We start from the raw sequence: 17,284 nt of genomic DNA on the forward strand, positions 1-17,284 counted from the left end.
CCGTAGGCGGGGAGTGAGGGAGCGCTGTTGGGAAAGGCAATCTGCCCGAGCGTGTTCCCTCACCCGGCGCTGTCGCGCCACCCTCTCCCGCGCTGCGGGAGAGGGGACAGCCAAGGTCGTGCCTCACCTCAATAGCTGATCACATCGCTCTTGAGCGCCGGCGTGTTCTTCGGCAGGCGGATCGCATGCGTCGCCTGCTCGAAGTCGTAGCCGTAGCCGATCAGCTTGGGTTCGCTCCAGGCGGGGCCGAAGAAGCTGATCGTCACCGGCAGGCCGTCCTTGGTCATGCCGGCGGGCACGATCAGATCCGGGTAGCCGGTCTGGTTCGCGATGTTGGTGGGCGACAGGCCGGCCGCGCGCGCGGTGGCTTCATCGGGAATGATCGGCGTCGCCGGTTTCGGCGACGTCGGATAGACGATCGCATCGAGCTTGTACTTGGCGAACACCGCATCGACGCCGGCCTTGGTCGCGGCGAGCGCCTGGTTCTTCGTCGCCAGGTACAGCGGATCGTCGAGCGTGAGCGCAACCGAGTTGGTGTAGTTGAGCGCGACCGCTTTCTCGGGGCTGCGGTATTTCGTCTTCGGGTCGTTGACGCGGGCGACCACTTCGTCGAGCGTCTTCGGATAGCCGGCCTGGGTGGTCTTGAGATACTCGGCGAGGTCGTGCTTGAACTCGGCGCTGACCACGGTGTTGTAGATGCCCTGGCGGTTCTGCAGCACGAAGTCCGGATACTTCACGTCGAACACGGTCGCGCCGAGCTTTTTGAGCGTGGCGACGGACTGTTCGACGACCTGGTCGGTGCCTGCGTCCTGGCCGAGAAAATCACGCGCGATGCCGATGCGCGCGCCCTTGAGCGAGCCCTTCTTCAGATACGGCGTGTAGTCGGTCTTGAACTGGCTTGCGCTCGGCGTGGTGGCCGCATCGGCCGCATCGACGCCGGTCATCGCACCGAGCGAGATCGCGATGTCGGTGACGCTACGTCCCATCGGCCCGCCGGTGTCGAACGACAGGCCGAGCGGAATGATGCCGTCGCGGCTCATTAGGCCGCGCGTGGGCTTGAGCCCGACGATGCCGTTGGCCGAAGAAGGCCCGCGCACCGAACCGCCGGTGTCGGTGCCGAGCCCGAACTGCGCGAAGCCCGCAGCGATCGCAGCGCCGGTGCCGCCCGACGAGCCCGAAGGCCCGCGCGTGAGGTCGTGCGGATTGCGCGTCTGTCCGCCGGCCGAGCTGAAGCCGTTCGGCACGCGGCCCTTCTTGGCGATCTCTTCGGGCGCTCCGGAAACCGAGCCGCCGCTGCCGGCCCATTCGGACAGGTTCACCTTGGCGACGATCACCGCGCCGGCGTCGCGCAGCTTCTTGACGACGAAGGCGTCGTCCGGTGGCACGTGGCCCTCGAGCAACTGCGAGCCGCCCGTGGTCTGCAGGTCGAAGGTATCGAAGTTGTCCTTGAGCACGATCGGCACGCCATGCAGCGGGCCACGCACTTTGCCGGCCTTGCGCTCGGCATCGAGCCTGGCCGCCTCGTCCAGCGCTTTGGGGTTGAGCAGGATCACCGCATTGATGACCGGCCCCTGCTTGTCGTAGGCCTTGATGCGTTCGAGATAGGCGGCGACGAGCTTCTGCGAGCTCAGGCCGTTCTTGAACGCGGCGTCGATGTCGGGAATGGTGGCCTTGTCGATGTCGAGCGTGTAGGCCTGCGCATTCGCCGCGGTCAGCGAGAGCGCGGCGGCGAACAGGCTGGAAGCGGCGAGGCGTGAAAACCGGGAGACAGTGAGTTGAGGCACGGCGGATCTCGTCGTTGGAGGATGCCAATCAAGACGTGCTCCGATCGCCGCGCCCCTACGTGCGATGCCCGATCAATCTTCGAGCCGACGCGTCGGCTCAATACTCGAAGCGCTCGCCCGGCAAGGCCGGCGTCGTCGGCGGAAGCTTGCGGACCTGCGAGAGCTGCTCGTAGGCGTAGGCGAGCTTGAACAGCGTCGGCTCGCTCCACGGCCGGCCGAGAAACTCGATCGCGATCGGGCCGTTTTCCTTCTTCGTGTAGCCCGCCGGCACCAGCACCGCAGGCAGGCCGGTGACCGAGCTGAACGGATTGTCCTGGCCGTTGTTCGGCGAGAAGCCGGTTTCGATGTGGCGCGTCGCCGGCAGCGACTTGAACGGATGCACGAGCGCATCGAGCCGATACTGTTCCATCAGCTCGATCGCGAGCCGCTTGAGCATCTCCTGCGAATCGCGGCGCGCGAGAAACTCGGGCTGGTGCGTGAGCGAGTTGAACTCGCGGTAGGCCTTGACGATGCTCGGCTTGACCAGATCACCGCCCTTGGCGATGAGCTCGTCCATGTTGTGAATCACCGCGTCCGGACCAAGGCGGCGAAAGTACAGGTCGTACGAAAACTGTGCCTCGTAGTAGTTGGTGCGGGTCTCGTCGAGCAGCGGAAACAGATCGAGCCCGGTGGACACCGGATCGATGATGGTCGCGCCCGCGGCTTTCATCTGCGCGATCGCGGCCTCGATCATCGCGATGCCTTCCGCATGCTTTTCGCCCTTGCGGAACAGATCGCGAAACACGCCGATGCGCGCACCGCGCAGGCTGTCCTTCAACAAGCCCTGCGTGTACGAAGCCTTCGGCATGCGGCCCGGCGCATCGAGCGTGAGCAGGTCTTCGGCGTCGAAGCCGGCGACGACGTCGGTCATCGCGGCGACGTCGTAGACCGAGCGCGCCATCGGCCCGGCGCGCTCCTGCGTGAACGAGGTCATCACCTGTCCCGCACGCGGAATCAGGCCGCGTGTCGGCGCCAGCCCGACGAGGCTGTTGTTCGAGGTCGGATTGCGGATCGAAACACCGGTCTCCGAACCCAGGCCGATCTGCGCGAAGGCGGCGGCGAGCGCGGCGCCGGTGCCTCCGCTCGAATAGCCCGGAATCAGATCGAGGTTGTACGGGTTCGAAGTGCGCCCGAGCACGGTGCTCTGGTCGCCGGCTTTCGGAACGCCGAACCAGTCGCTCATGTTGACCTTGGCGAGGATCACCGCGCCCGCGTCGCGCAGGCGCTTGACCACGGTCGCATCGAGGATCGGCCGCGAGTTCTTGAGCGGCAGGAAGCCGGCCGACGTCGGCATGTCGCGCGTGTCGTACAGATCCTTGAGCACCACGGGCACGCCGTGCAGCGGCGAGCGTGGCCCCTTGGCCTTGCGCTCGGCATCGAGCTCGCGCGCGATCTTGACGGCATCCGGCTGCAGCGTGATCACCGCGTTGATCTTCGGCCCGCGCTTGTCGTAGGCCTCGATGCGCGCCAGATACAGCTGCGTGAGTTTTTCGGAGCTCAAGGCGCCCGCGTCCATCGCCGCATTGATGTCGGCGATGGTCGCGGTCTGCAGGTCGAACGTCGTGGCCTGGGCGAACTGAGGCCCAGCCAGACCCCACATCAGCGCGGCGGCCGCGCCGATGGCTTTCTTGGAAAGGCGCATGGCTCAGTTCGGCGAGAGCGACGCGGTCTGGCTCTGCTGGGCCGCGAGTTCGGCGGACAGGCTCTGCATCCAGTCACCGGCCTGGCGCCGGGCCTCGTCGTACTTCTGCGCCTGCTGCAGATCGCCGATCGCCGAACGCAGATCGTTCATGCGGTAATCGGCCAGGGCGACGCGAAACCAGACATCGCCCGGCTTCTTGAGCCCGCCTTTCTGCAGCGCGAGCTGCAGCATCTCCTTGGACTCCTTCCAGCGCTCCTGCTCGCCATACATGGCGCCGAGCTTGAAGTAATACTCGCCCTTGTCGGCCACGCTGGCGACCTTTTTCAGCGCAAGCTCGGCCTTCTCGGATTCGCGTGCGTTGATCCAGGCGTTGGCGATGGATTCGAGCGTCTTTTCGTCCTCCTGCACCTTGCCTTGCGCCAGCGCGTTCTCGAGCAGCTGGCCACCTTTCATCGGAACGTCGATCACCATGTAGATGTTGTACAGATTCATGAGGTCGGCCGGTCGCTGCAGAAAGCCCTGGCGTTCGGCCAGCGCCATCACCGCGAGCGATTGATCCTTGTCGTCCATTTCGAGCAGCACGCCCGACAACTGCTTCCAGTAGTCGGCCTTGTCGGGCTGCATGGCGATCAGCTCGAGCAGGGTTTCCGCCGCGGCCTGGTATTGCCTGAGTTCGTACTGCACGCCGAGCTTGAACTGTATCCAGTTCTCGCGCGGCTTCTTGCTCTGCGCGAGCGCGGTTTCGACTTCGGGCAGCGCCTGGTCGTAGAGCTTGCGCTCGGTCAGTGCGCTGGCGAGGAACATGTGCGCCTCGGGCGTCGGCACCGTGCAGCTCTGGGCCATGTACCGCTTGAGCGCGGCGATGCCCTTGTCGTGGTCGCCACCCGCCACGTAGAGCTGCCCGATATTGAACGTCAGCTGGTCGCTCTGGTTCTGCGGCAGCACGTCGAACGCGAGCGCGTTCTCGAACGCATGCGCCGCTTCCAGGAACTGCTGCTTGTCGCTGTAGGCGACGCCGAGGTTGTACTGCACGCTGGCCTTGTCGAACGGCTGGCCACGCGTCTCGAAGGGCTTGAGCTTGGCGATCGCCTCGTCGGGCTGCTTCTGCGCCACCAGTTCGCTCGCGCGGCGGATGGCATCGGAGGTGGCTTCGCCGAGCGTTCCGGATGCCTGCCGCGGCGCAAGGCACTCCGGGCGGTTGGCGATCTGCGGTGCGGTCGCGGCGCTCTCGGCGGCCTTGGCTGCCTGCGCGGCCTTGGCGGCTCGTGCGGCGGCCTGGCGCGCCTTCAACGCCTCGATCTTCGCCGCCTCCGAGCCCGCGGGCACCGGTTTTTTGGCCTCCTCCGCCGCGGTCGCCTGCATCGCGAACATCGAGACGGCGAGTGTGGCGACGCGGCACAACCGCCACTTCGAAAGATGATTGCCGTGGGAAGTCATCGGCTGCTCCGTGCGCGTTTGATGGCGCTCACTTGTTGATGGTGAATTCGATCTTCTGCACGCCGCGCTGCTCGACGGCCTTGCCGTCGACGGTCTTGGGCTTGAAGCGCCACTTGAGAACCGCCGTCACCGCGGAAGCGTCGAACAGGCCCTTGGGCTTGGCATCGACGACCTTGGCCGAGCGCACCGAACCATCGGGCGCGACGAGCAGATCGAGCTTCACGTAGCCCTCGATGCGATTGCGTCGCGCATCCTGCGGATACGCCGGGTTCACGCGCTGCAGCGGCACCAGTTCGCTGTCGAAGCCGCCGCTGGCCACGCCGCCACCACCGCCGCTGCCCGCGGACAGATCGAGGCTGCCGGGCACGGTGATCGCCGGGCCATCGCTGGCCGCTTCGGTGGCCACCGTCATCTTCGAAGCCGGTGGCGGCGCCTTCGGCGGTGGAGGCGGCGGCGGCTTGCGGCGCTCGTTCGGCGTGACCTGCGAATCGCGCTTGAGCCGCACGAAGTCGATCGTCGGCAAGGTTTCGGGCTTCTTCGCGCCGTGGCCCGAGACGGTGATCAGCGCGTGCATGCCGATGAACATGCCGAGCGAGAGGGCGAGCGAGGCGGCGAGCGCGGGCACCCAGCCCCGCGGCCGGCGCACGTCCTTCGAGCGCAGCATTTCGGCGAAAGTCATCGGCCGCGTCGGAACCAGCAGATGCTCGCTGTTGAGTTGCAGAGCCATGAGTGAGTGAACTCGTCGGAGAAAATCGTCAGGAGGGGAAAGTGCGATGCCGGCTTGCGATCAGCCCGGTGGCGGCGCGGCGGCGATCGACACTTCGGCGACGCCGCCGAGCTTGACCTGGTCCATCACCTTGGTCAGCACGCCGGTCTTGGACTCGCGGTCGGCGATGATCACCACGGTGTCTTCGGGACGCTCGATGTGCAGGCGTTCGATCGCGCTGCGGACATCGCGCACGTCGACCTTCTGCTTGTCCATCCAGACGTCGCCGTTGGGACGCACGGCGATCAGGATGTTGCCGTTCTCCTTGCTCTCGGCGGTCAGCGCCTCGGGACGCGTCACCGTGACGCCGGACTCCTTCACGAAGGAGGTCGTGATGATGAAGAAGATCAGCAGGTTGAGGACGAAGTCGAGCATCGGCGCGAGATCGATGCCGGTGTCTTCGCTTTCCTCGATGCTGTGTCGATGCGAACGCATGTCGGTTTCCTTGAAGTCGGGCGAGCAGGTCAGGTCGAGCTTTCGCCCGGTGCGATCGAGACGGCCATCACGCCGCCCTGGCGCACCTGGTCGATCACCGAAACCAGGATGCCGGTCGGCGCACCGCTTTCGGTGACCACCACCACCGCGTCTTCGGGGCGCTGCGCATGCAGGCGCTCGATGGCGGCGCGGACGCTGCGTTCGTCCGTGAGCTTCTTGTCGACGACGATGTCGCCGGCATCGTTGATGACGATGACGATGCTGCTCGACTCCTTCTTCTCGGTGCTCGACGAAGCATTGGGCCGGCTTACGGTGATGCCGACTTCCTTCATGAACACCGCGGTGATGATGAAGAAGATCAAGAGGTTCAGGACGAAGTCGAGCATCGGCGCGAGATCGATGCCGGTCTCCTCGACGTTGGCTTCCGACATGCGGCGGTTGCGCAGGCGCATAAAAGGCTTCCCGTGGTGTCAGCTGAGATGGGGGCGGGTTCAGAACAGGAACTTGTCGGCGAGACGCTCGGTCTCGTGACGGATGCGGCGGCGGAAGTAGTACACCGGGTAGAGGCCCGAGATGCTCACGGCCAGGCCCGTCAGCGTGCAGATCATCGCCTCGGACACGCCGTTGGCCATTGAGCGCGCATCCGCAGAGCCACGTGCGGCCATCGCGTCGAACACCGCGAGCATGCCCGACACGGTGCCGAGCAAGCCGAGCAGCGGACTCATCGGAACCAGCACGCGCAGCAGCTGGATGTTCGCGTTCATGCCGGCGTTGAGCGTCGAGATCATCGCCTTGCGGATCTGGTGCGCACTCCAGCTGTGACGCTCGGGGCGGGCGTTCCACTCCCGCAGCAGGCGATTCGCCTGCCGCGGGAGCACGCCGGTGAAGAACCAGAAGCGCTCGATCACGATCGCCCACATCAATACGCAGGCGCCGAAGATCCACAACACCACCGGGCCGCCGAGCGCACGCATCTCGCTCATGATGTGCAGCGGCATCGCGAGCGTCTCAAGCATGGCGGGTGGCCTCGAGACGGCCGGCCAGCAGACCGGTGCTCTGCTCGTCGAGAATCTGCAGGATCGACTTGGAGATCGACGACAGCCAGGCGTGGGCGAACAGCAGCGGAATCGCGATGCCCAGGCCCAGCACCGTCGCGATCATCGCCTGCGAGATACCGGCGGCCATCAGCTTGGGATCGGACGATCCGGATTCGGTGATCGACTGGAAGGTCACGATCATGCCGACCACGGTGCCGATCAGGCCGAGCAGCGGACCGGCCGCGACCGCGAGCTTGATGAAGGACTGGAAGCGTTCGAGCGCCGGCACTTCCTTGAGCACCGCTTCGGAGATGCGCAGCTCGACGATCTCGGCGTCCTCTTCGAGCTTGGCGTGGTTGCCCTGGAAGGTCGACAGCACGCGGCCGAGCGGATTGTCGGTGCGCGGCACTTCGATCGAGGTGAGCTGCTTGCGGACCTTGGAGCGGGTGATCAGCAGATGCACGAACTGGAAGAGCGCGAGCAGGGCCCCGATGACGCCGACCGCGATGATCACGTAGCCGACCGCTTCGCCATGATCGATGCGTTCCTTGAGGTTCGGGCGCTGTGAATAGATCGACAGCAGCACGCCGCGCGTCGGGTCGATGCTGGTCTTCACGTAGCCGGAGCGCGAGCTTTCGAGGCGCTTGGCGGCATCTTCGAACTTTGGCCCGGGTTGGCGTGCCATCGCGGCGAGCTGGCCCTGGCTCGGCAGATACTGCAGGTACTGGCCGTCCGAAACCGCCGTGAACGGTCCGACCCGCGTCACGGTGGCATCGACCGAGTCACCATTGGGCTTGACGATCTTGGTCTTGAACTTCACCACCTTGCCGCTCTCGGTCATCTCGCGCTGCAGCTCGAACCAGAAGCGCTCGAGCACCTGCGTCGACGGCAGCTCCTTGGTCTGCGCGAGGTTGACGATGAAGTCCGATCGCCCCGGAAACTGCGCGCTGATGATCGAAGAATTCACCACCGAAGAGAAATCGTTGGCGACCTGGCGCACGACACCGAACAGTTCGCCGAGATTGCCCGAGCGTGATTCGAGCGAAGCGCTCGCTTCGGTGATGGCCTTCTCGTTGACATCGAAGCTCGTGGTCAGGCCCGCGCCGCGCTTCTGCTCGTTGGCAAGGCGGGCCTTGGCTTCGGCGAGCAGCGCAGCCTGGTTGTCGAGTTCGCGTTTGAAGCGCGCTTCGCGCTCGGCATTGGCCGCCGCTTCGGCGGAGCGCGCCGATTCGGTCTCGGCGAGCAGTTCGTCGAGGTTCTTCGGGTCGGCCGCGGTGGCGAAGCCACTCGCGCTGGCGAAGCTCAGCGCGAGAACGGCACAGGCCAGCAGCTGGCCCAGCGCGGAATGTTGAGGTTTCTTCGGGCTATCCATCGAGGGTTTCATTACTTGGCCTCCATCGGAGAGGAAACGGCGACGGTGACGAAATCGGGTGCGGCCTGCTTCTTGGCGACCTTGATCGCGGCCTTGATTTCTTCGCGGAACGAGTTGTCGGAAACGAACTTCTTGGCGCTGGCATCCCAGTAGCCGGTCTCCATGCCGTCGAGCGTCTGGTACAGCAGCGAGACGCGTCCGGCGCGCAGGAAATCGACGGTCTTGTCGCCGACCTTGCCCGCGTACGACTCGAGCGTGCGGCCATACTCCATCTCGATCTGATAAGCCTCGACGATGCGGCGGTACTTCTCGGACAATGAAACGTCGGCGCGGGCCATCATGTCCTTGAGTCCCTTGATGCGCTTGGTGCGCTCTTCGGGAAGGAACGGCATGTCGAGCGAGACGAACTTCTCGAGCGTGGCCACCATGCGCGTGAGCATCGGCAGCACCTGATGCGCGGTGGTGTCGATCTCGCCGAGCTGCAGGTTGATCGCGTCGATCTCCTGCTGCTGCGAACCGACCTGCACGGCGAGCTGATCGTTGTAGGCCTTGAGCGTGTCGTACTCGGCGAGCGCCTGCCGGTACTCGGCGAGCATGCTGCCGGTCTGGTCGTCCATCCTGGCGACGTTCGACTGCGAGCTGCGCGCAGCCTGCACGGTCTTGGTCTGCTCGCCGATGACCGCCGTGACCTGCGCTTTCTCGGCGGCTCCGGCGGTGGTGGAGACAAGGGTGGGAATCGCCAGAGCGGCCGAGGCGGCCACGATCAGGCAAAGACGGAATCTGCGTGGGTCGGACATGAATCTTTCGCTCCTAGAATGAAATCTCTCAACCATTCGATGCCGCCTCATCAGAAATCCAGCTTGACGGTGAATTCGTAACGGACACGCGGCATCACCGAAACCAGGTTGGTGCCGGTGTCGCTGTTGCGGGCGCGGAAAATGCGCTCGTCGGTGATGTTGTAGCCGTTGACCTTGAGGTGCCATTTGCCGACGTCGTAGGTGACCGCACCATTGATGGTGGTCGACGACGGAATCTTCAGCATCTCGAGGCGATCGGAATACGTCGACGAGAACCAGTTGCCGCCGAGCAGCACACCGACGCCATTGCGGAAGCGGTAGTTCATGTTCAGGCCGAGCTGCGTCTCGGGCGAACCGTTGCGGGCGTTGTACTGCTCGAGGATCGCGGTCGGAATCGTCATCTGCACGCGGCCGCCGTAGAGGAAGGCTTCGGCCGGGTAGATCACGTTGCCGTTGTCGTCGAGCACGTCCTGGAAGCCCAGATCGCGACCGTTGAACTCGTAGGTGCCCGATTGCGGAATGATGTATTTGGCTTTGGCGAACAGGGCGTAGGCCTGGATCGACGCGTTCGGAACCGGCGACCACTTGAGCTCGGTTTCGATGCCCTTGGTTTCGGTCGAAGACACTTCGGCCGAGGCGGTCGGGTCCGACGCGCTACTGATGTCGGTACGCGTCTGCTTGAAGTGCGAGAGCGTGAAGAACAGCGTGTCCTGCAGCCAGCTGCCCTTGACGCCGTACTCGAGAAGTTCGGCCTCGCCGATGTGCCCGCCCGGCGCATTCACGGTCTCGTAGACGATGATGTTGTTGGCACCGTCGAGCGCGACGCTCGACAAGGCCTTGGTGATGTAGGGACGGATGCCACCCGGCAGCTTCTGCGAAAGGCTGACGCTCCAGGAGGTGCCGTCGTCCCAGCTGCGCGTGGTGCGCTGGGGCAGCCAGACGCCTCCGTTGACCGCGTTGCTGGCGTTTTCGTTGAAGCGGTCGTAGTCGTTGGCTTCGGCCTTGGAATTGTCCCAGCGTGCGCCGAGCACCAGGTTGGTGTTGGTGAAGAAATCGATGTCGAACATCGTGCCGACACCCATTTCGCTGAAGGTGCTGTCACGCACCACCGTCGTCGGCGCGCCGGTGTCGTAGCTCGGATTGTCGAGCCAGTTCCAGAAGATCGTGTTCGGATAGTGATTGCCGTTGTTGAACATCACGTCCTGGCGATAGTCGTAGTCGCCGCCGGAGCTGGTGATCTTGCCGAAGGTTTCGCGATAGTTGACCGAGGCCAGCGTGTTGATGCGCAGCCACTCGGGCAGCTTCTCGTCGGGGATGCGATAGGTCGCCGTGATCTTGTCTTCCCACAGGTGAATGTCCTGCTTTTCACCGTAGGGCAGATAAGAGTTCTTGTACGAATCGAGGAAGTCGTGGAAGAACTGGTTCTTGAGCTGGAAGTCCGGATCGGCGTCGTAGACCAGGTCGGCGTAGATCACGGCCAGGCGCGCGTTCTGTTCGGTTTCGAAAGCCCCGTTGCGACGCTGGTCGACCTTGACCTGCTGCACCGTGCGCGGGTCGAGCACGAAGCCGATCGGCAGCTGGCCGGAGGTCGGCACAGGTCCGCCGATGCCCTGGTTCCGCAGGTACCGGTCCGGATCGAGCGTGGGGTTGGCTTCCAGATAGTTGTACATCGTCTCCGGAATGCCCGCGATCTTCGGAAACTCGTCGGGCTGGCACGGCACGCCGTTGCACATCGGCCAGGCGAAGGTCTGGTTCAGCGGTCGGTTCGAGCCGCCGACATTGCCCTTGATCGGCGACATCTCATGGGTTTCCTTGAAGCCGATCGCGCCATCGCCGTTGCGGTCGAGGTTGATGAGCGGCTGGCCCGAGATGTAAACGCCATCGTCGAGCAGGCGCTGCGTCACGCGGTTCATGTAGGCGCCCGAGGTGATCGAGTTCTGCGCCTGCGTGCCGACTTCGAGCCGAAACGGGCCGATGAAATTGTCGAGCGTCGAAGTCGCCTGGATGATGCGCTGGGTGACACCGACTTTCTTCACATAGCTTTCGGAATCTTCGAGCAAACCATAGACGTAGTAGCCGCCGGTCTTGTTGCCGATGGTCATCGGACCGCCGGCGCCGGCCGAGATTTCGGACTTCATGTAGTCGCCGCCGACGACCTGCGCGAAGCCTTGCGCCTGCTCGAGATACGTGCCGATCTTGGCCCGGCCGGACTTGGGCGTGAGGTTGCTGTAGCCACCGATCTTGCCCATGCCGAAGATCGGCGAGGGCGGTCCTTTGATGACCTCGATCGAATCCATCGCCGCGAGCGAGGTGCGCGCGTGGCCCTGCATGTTGATGCGCTTCATGCCGCGGAAATACATGTCGGCCGCTACACCGCGCACGTTGATGCCGCCCTGCAGGCCGTAGCGCGTGGTGGTGAAAGTGCCCGGTACCACGCGCGTGAGATCGTCGACCGAGCTGATGCCGAGCAATTGGATCTGCTCGGAGCTGACGAACGAAACCGAGCGCGGCGTATCGAGGATGGGCTTGGCGAAGCCGATCGACGAGCCCGTGGTTTCATTCGCGATCGACGCCAGCGGGTCTTCGCTGACGACGATGTCGGTGAGCACGGCGGCATCGGATTCCGCCGATGAGCCACCCGCTTCTGTGCTCTGGGCATGTGCACTCGTCGCGAGAAACGCAGCGAGGGCGATCGCCAGATCGGTTGCTTTGAAGCCAAGCGCAGGCATGTTGCGCTTGCGCTCGTTTGGACTACGCATGAGCTCTCCTGTTTAGAAACCCCGCCAAGCACTTGCGTGCGGCCTGTCGAAGAATCAGACGTGAGCTTTTCGTGTTCCCCCTACCTGACAAGGAGGTAATGATTCGCGAACGAGGCGTGAGGCGTGAGGCGTGAGGCGTGAGGCGTGAGGCGTGAGGCGCAGGAACAAAGATGCTCGGTGACGCTCTTGCGCCTCACTCTTCACGAGCAGACATTCAGAAGCGATGCGATACCGTGAACTGGAAACGCCGATCGGGCATTGCGGAGACCGGAAGATCGGCCAGCGTGTCCCCGGTGCGCGCACGGAAGTAGCGTTCGTTGTTCAAGTTGAAGACGTCCGCGCGCAACTGCCACGGGCCACGATCGTAGAAGGCGCCGGCGTTGAATATGGTGGAGGCGGGGAGTTCGATCAGTTGCAATCGCCCGGCCGCGACCGCAGAGAAGTGATTCGCGCTGAGCGTGAATCCGAAACCCGAAGCCAGGCGCGCGGTCAGCGAGGCGCCGATCTGCACGTTCGGGTTGCCCTGCTTTTCGCGATAGGCCTCGACGCCGGGCGGCAACTGGATGAAGGCGCGGCCACCGAACAGAAAGGCTTCGGCCGGATAGACCACTTCGCCGGTGGCGGGATCGACGACATCCTGGAAGCCGAGCGAGCGCGCATCGATCAGCACCACGCCTCCACGGTTCGGCTCGTACAAGGTCTTCTGCGACAGCGCGTAGAACGAAGCGAACAGCTTGGGCGTCGGAACCCATTTGATCTCGCTTTCCCAGCCGCGCGTGACGGTGGACGAAGCTTCGACGGTGATGGTCGGGTCTTCCGGATTGTTGACGTTGATGCGGCGCTGTTCGTACAGCGCGGTGCTGAAGAACAGGTGGTCGTCGAGCAGGCTGGCCTTGAGTCCGAGTTCGCGCAGGCGAGATTGACCGATGTGACCGGCTTCGACGATGGCGTTGGATATGCGATTGGCGTTGTTGTCGAGCGTGAGGCTTTCCTGCGCGATCGTGAAGTAGGGACGGACGCCCGGCAGCACTTCGTGCGAAAGACTGAACGTCCACGACACGCCGTCGTCCCATCCGCGCGTGCGCGTCGACTGGGCGACGATCGCGCCCGGTTCGCTGGCGGTTCCGGTATTGACGTTGATCGTGCCGGCGTACTCGATGTTGTGCACTTCGGAGCCGTCGATGCGCCCACCCATCAGCAGGTTGGTCGAACGCGCGATGGCGACGTCGAGCAGCACGCCGAGGCCGAATTCGCTGAAGCTGGTCTTGCCGTGGTCGGTGTACGGAAAGCCGGTTTCGTAGCTCGAATCGACGAGACAGTTCGTGAACGTGGTGTTGGGCGTCATCCCGCCGCTGCTGTCCTGCCAGGTGTCCGCCATCGCATCGGTGCGGTGGGTGCTGAAGTCACCGAAGCATTGCCCGGTCGGAGACCTCGTATGGCGAAAGTTGATCGAGGCCAGGCTGTTGACGTCGAGCCAGGAGGGCAGCTGCGGCAGGCGGCGCGTGATCGTGAACTTCTCCTCGACGATGCGCGGCTTCTGCTCGGTGCCGAACGGTTGCTCCGAAATCTTGTACTGATCCATGCCGTCGAAGAACAGCTGGTTCTTCATCGTGAAGTCCGGATCGCGATCGTCGATCAGGTCGATGTAGGTGGTCGCGAGGTTGGCGTGCAGGTCGCGCTCGAATGCGGCGAAGCGCCGCAGATCGAGCTTGTCGTAGCCCACTGTGCGCGGATCGAGCATGAAACCCAGCGGCACGTAGCCGCTGCGCGGCAGCGGGCCGCCGATGCCCTGGGCGCGCAGCAGCCCGCCCGGATCGGCCTCCGGATGCGCCTGCAGGTACTGGAACATCGATTCGGGGATGCCCGAAACCTTGGGGAACCGGTCGACCGTCAGCGGCTTGCCATCGGCGTCGAGCGGCCAGTCCCAGCGCTGCGAGAGCGGCTGGTTGGAGAGCGACAGCGCGCCGCGCACGGCCGAGGCGGTGTTGTACTCGCGATACGAGATCGTGCCGTTGTGGTCGAGGTCGAGATCGATCAGCGGCAGGCCGCGAATGTAGCGCCTGCTGTCGGCGAGTTCCTGGGTGAAGCGGCCGATCAGCGCGCCGCCGCTGCGCGACTTCTGCGCGCTCAGGCCGGCTTCGAGCCGGAAGCGCGGCAGCAGGTCTTCGACGCTGACGCTGCCCTGCAGCATCGAGGCATCGAGCGGTACGCCGCGAGCATAGGTCTGGCTGTCGATGATCATGCCGAACAGGTGATATCCGCCATGCGCAGAGGCGATCTTCATCGGCCCCTGCAGCGACGCGCTCAAATCGGTCGCCTGGTAGTCGCCGACCATTGCGCTGACCCGGCCGTGCGACCGATCCAGATAACTGCCGTCGGCGGCCCGTCCTGAGCGCGGAATCATGTCGGTGTAGCCGCCGATCTTGCCCATGCCGTAGATCGGCGAGGGCGGCCCGCGGACCACTTCGATCGAATCCATCGCCGACAGCACGGTCGGCGCGTGTCCCTGCAGATTGAGGCGCTTCATGCCGCGGAAGAAGGTGTCCGCCGGCACGCTGCGCACGTCGATGCCGCCCTGGATGCCGAAGCGGGTCGGGGTGAAGGTGCCGGGCACCACGCGGACCAGGTCTTCGATCGCAGAGAGCCCGAAGCGATCGATGGTCTCCTGGCTGATCAGCGACACCGATCGCGGTGTCTCGAGGATGGACTTGGAGAAGCCGAAGCTCGTATTGGCGACTTCGATCGGCAGCCCGCGCAAGGGATCGGCGCTGACGCGGATGTCGCTGAGTATCACCACGCCGCCGTGCCGCGGGTCGTCGGCGGCCGGGGCCGCGACCGCCGGCGCGATCGACGGCGGCAAACCGGGCGGCTCGGTGGCCCTGCGAATGGCGACCGTGTGGCCGTTGATCAGCGTCCAGTGCAGGCCGGAGTCGTCGAGCAGCTTGCGCAGCGCTTCCTCGGCCCGCATGCGGCCGAGCGCCGCCGGCGCCATGCGGCCTTGCACGGTGCCGGCGTCGTAGACGATCTGCAGTCCGGCCTGCTCGCTGAAGCGATCGAGCGCATCGTCGAGGCGCCCTTGCGGAATGGAGAAATCGATGGTCGCCGCCAGGCCTTGCCGGTGCTCGGAAGCGTGCGGTGCCTGTGCATGCGTGGGCTTGTGCGAGGCGATCGTCGCGGCGGCAAGCGCGGTCGCCAGCACGTGCATCATGGGTCGGAATGGCCGGCCCGTCGTTGGACTCGACTTCGGTTTCAATGGCATCCCACGGTCGGCGCGCAGGGCGCGGCCGACTCAGTACCAACTTCCGCCCGTTGCTCGGCCGGATCTTCGGATACCGCTCGCTCTCGTCGCTCGCGATGCCCCTGCGCAGAGCCGCTTTGCTCCACGCTGGCGTCGCTGAACCGGGCATCGAAACTCGGCTTGAAGACCGTGGTTCAGTCGCCGCTTCCGTAGAGTCCGAACAGCAGAATTTCGTCGCCGCTTTCGATCGGCCTCAACGGCAGTACCGACGCGATCGCCGATGCGATCGAGCGGTTGTCTCCCGGAATGAAGTTGCCGCTGACGAGCAGCCGGCCCAGATCGGGATCGCCGAGATGGACCTGCACCCTGGAGTAGCGATTGATTTCGGTCAGCGCTTCGGACAGCGGTGTGCCACGAAACACCAGGCGGCCGTGGGACCAGCTCGTCACCACTTCGGAATCGACGCGGCGCCGGACCCAGCGGCCGTCGCGCTCCGGCGCGATGCGCAGCTGATCGCCGGGCTCCAGGCGCTCGCGGTGCCGATCGCGCGAGCCGAGGCCTTCGACCGCGACCGAGCCTTCGGTCAAGGTGACGGTGACGGTGTCGGCATCGTTCTGCACCTGAAAACGCGTGCCGAGCGCGGTGGTGCGGGAGCGGGCGGCCGAAACCGCGAACGGCCGCGTGCTGTCGTGCGCGACTTCGAACAGGGCGCGGCCCCTTTCGAGATCGATGCGGCGTTCGCGCGGCGTCAGCTCCACGCGCATTTCACTGCCGACATCGAGCTGCACGATGGAGCCGTCGGCAAGCTCGATGCGCCTGGCGGCATCGACCGCGGCGTAACGCTCGCCGGAAGGCGCCCCGTGATGCGGCTGCATTGCGCTCAAACCGATGACGGCCGCGACGACACCCGCCGCCAGCCCCGCGGGCAGGGTCCAGCGGCGCCGCTGCGGAGCGCGTCGGAGCTGCTGCGCGGTTCGTGGCGGCGCGGCCACGGCGACGGCCGGATCGCCCTCGGCGCCCATGGCGTAGGCTTCGTCGGCCATCGCCGCGAGTTCGGCATCGGCGTCGGCGAGCAGGCCGACACCATCGGAAAGCAGTTGGGTGGCTGCGAAGGCGTCCGCGTGCGACTCGTCCGCCAGCATCCAGCGCTCGAAATCGGCGCGGTCGCGGTCGGAACAGTCGGGCGCGCACAGCCGCGCGGACCAGCGCGCGGCTTCCTCCAGCGTTGCCTCGGTCGTTGTTGTGGTGTTCATCAACCCTGAGACGCGCCTCCCTGGCAACCCCCTACCTTCTTCAGACAAACGGCCAGTGCATGGCTGATGTGCTTCTCGACCATCTTGACCGAGATGCCGCAATGACGGGCGATCTCCGGGTAGGTCATGCCGCGCGCGCGGCTCAGGAGAAACACCTGCTTGCACTTGGGAGGCAACAGGCGGATCGCGTCTTTGAGCTGGGCCAGCTCCTGCTGGCCGGCAACCTGCCGCTCGGGCGAGGGCGTATCGGCGACCAGCTCGACGTCATCGACGCTGACCTGATCCGAGGCGCGGCGAACCTGCTCCGCGCGCTCCAGATCGTTGGCCACGTTGATGGCGATGCGAAACAGCATCGACGACGGCGACTGGATCTCGCGCGAGCCTTCGTACTGCAGCAGGCGGATGTAAGCCTCCTGTGCGACGTCGAGCGCGTCTTCGGGCCTGCGCAGACGCTGGCGCAGGAAATGGACCAGCGAATCGTGATAGCGGCGGATCGTGCTCTGGACCGACAACGCGTCGCGTGACAGCGACTGCGTGAGGTCGAACGCGATCTCCCCGCTGGCAATTACATCTTCTGGTCCGCCGCTCATCCCCAAGAATCCCTAAGAATCGCGCTTCTGGTTCGAGAACCGAAGACTCGAACCGGCTTGGTCCGTCGACTTCATCGTGGATCGTTGAACAGCTGCCGATCGCAGAGGGCATCGAGCAAATCCCATGCCGATGAG

General features: G+C 64.9%; 13 protein-coding genes. All 13 read right to left on the minus strand.

Features of this window, described 5'->3' with window-relative positions:
• Nucleotides 1–128: 128 nt before the first annotated feature.
• The 13 genes from WQQ_RS17730 to WQQ_RS17790 all read right to left on the minus strand — a co-directional run bounded on the left by WQQ_RS17730 (nucleotide 129) and on the right by WQQ_RS17790 (nucleotide 17,149).
• Nucleotides 129–1,784, minus strand: a complete 1,656-nt coding sequence (locus WQQ_RS17730) for an amidase family protein (protein WP_007186618.1) — start codon at nucleotides 1,782–1,784, stop codon at nucleotides 129–131.
• Between the two features lie 97 nt (nucleotides 1,785–1,881).
• On the minus strand, nucleotides 1,882–3,465 hold the full coding sequence (locus WQQ_RS17735) for an amidase family protein (RefSeq protein WP_007186619.1): 1,584 nt from the start codon (nucleotides 3,463–3,465) through the stop codon (nucleotides 1,882–1,884).
• Between the two features lie 3 nt (nucleotides 3,466–3,468).
• Nucleotides 3,469–4,902 (minus strand): tetratricopeptide repeat protein, encoded by a 1,434-nt coding sequence (locus tag WQQ_RS17740; protein WP_007186620.1) that lies wholly within the window; start codon nucleotides 4,900–4,902, stop codon nucleotides 3,469–3,471.
• A gap of 28 nt (nucleotides 4,903–4,930) precedes the next feature.
• Complete coding sequence (locus WQQ_RS17745) at nucleotides 4,931–5,629, minus strand: energy transducer TonB (protein WP_007186621.1); 699 nt, start codon at nucleotides 5,627–5,629, stop codon at nucleotides 4,931–4,933.
• Between the two features lie 60 nt (nucleotides 5,630–5,689).
• Nucleotides 5,690–6,103 carry an ExbD/TolR family protein gene (locus tag WQQ_RS17750; protein WP_007186622.1) on the minus strand — a complete coding sequence of 138 codons (414 nt, stop codon included), beginning with the start codon at nucleotides 6,101–6,103 and terminating at the stop codon, nucleotides 5,690–5,692.
• 29 nt (nucleotides 6,104–6,132) lie between these two features.
• Entirely contained in the window at nucleotides 6,133–6,555 is a 423-nt protein-coding gene (locus WQQ_RS17755; RefSeq protein ID WP_007186623.1) for an ExbD/TolR family protein, read from the minus strand.
• Between the two features lie 39 nt (nucleotides 6,556–6,594).
• Complete coding sequence (locus tag WQQ_RS17760; RefSeq protein WP_007186624.1) at nucleotides 6,595–7,119, minus strand: MotA/TolQ/ExbB proton channel family protein; 525 nt, start codon at nucleotides 7,117–7,119, stop codon at nucleotides 6,595–6,597.
• Nucleotides 7,112–8,524 carry a MotA/TolQ/ExbB proton channel family protein gene (locus tag WQQ_RS17765; protein ID WP_007186625.1) on the minus strand — a complete coding sequence of 471 codons (1,413 nt, stop codon included), beginning with the start codon at nucleotides 8,522–8,524 and terminating at the stop codon, nucleotides 7,112–7,114. The genes WQQ_RS17760 and WQQ_RS17765 overlap by 8 nt, the downstream gene beginning before the upstream one ends.
• A complete protein-coding gene (locus WQQ_RS17770; RefSeq protein ID WP_007186626.1) occupies nucleotides 8,524–9,309 on the minus strand; it encodes a DUF3450 domain-containing protein in 786 nt (261 codons plus the stop codon). The genes WQQ_RS17765 and WQQ_RS17770 overlap by 1 nt, the downstream gene beginning before the upstream one ends.
• Nucleotides 9,310–9,359: 50 nt before the next feature.
• Nucleotides 9,360–12,068 (minus strand): TonB-dependent siderophore receptor, encoded by a 2,709-nt coding sequence (locus WQQ_RS23260; protein ID WP_007186627.1) that lies wholly within the window; start codon nucleotides 12,066–12,068, stop codon nucleotides 9,360–9,362.
• Between the two features lie 214 nt (nucleotides 12,069–12,282).
• Nucleotides 12,283–15,276 carry a TonB-dependent siderophore receptor gene (locus WQQ_RS17780; protein WP_040454813.1) on the minus strand — a complete coding sequence of 998 codons (2,994 nt, stop codon included), beginning with the start codon at nucleotides 15,274–15,276 and terminating at the stop codon, nucleotides 12,283–12,285.
• 224 nt (nucleotides 15,277–15,500) lie between these two features.
• Nucleotides 15,501–16,559 (minus strand): FecR family protein, encoded by a 1,059-nt coding sequence (locus WQQ_RS17785; RefSeq protein WP_007186629.1) that lies wholly within the window; start codon nucleotides 16,557–16,559, stop codon nucleotides 15,501–15,503.
• Nucleotides 16,559–17,149 carry an RNA polymerase sigma factor gene (locus WQQ_RS17790; protein ID WP_007186630.1) on the minus strand — a complete coding sequence of 197 codons (591 nt, stop codon included), beginning with the start codon at nucleotides 17,147–17,149 and terminating at the stop codon, nucleotides 16,559–16,561. Before WQQ_RS17790 ends, WQQ_RS17785 begins: the two co-directional genes overlap by 1 nt.
• Nucleotides 17,150–17,284: the final 135 nt, after the last annotated feature.

The sequence above is a fragment of the Hydrocarboniphaga effusa AP103 genome (genome assembly GCF_000271305.1).
GTDB lineage: Bacteria > Pseudomonadota > Gammaproteobacteria > Nevskiales > Nevskiaceae > Hydrocarboniphaga > Hydrocarboniphaga effusa.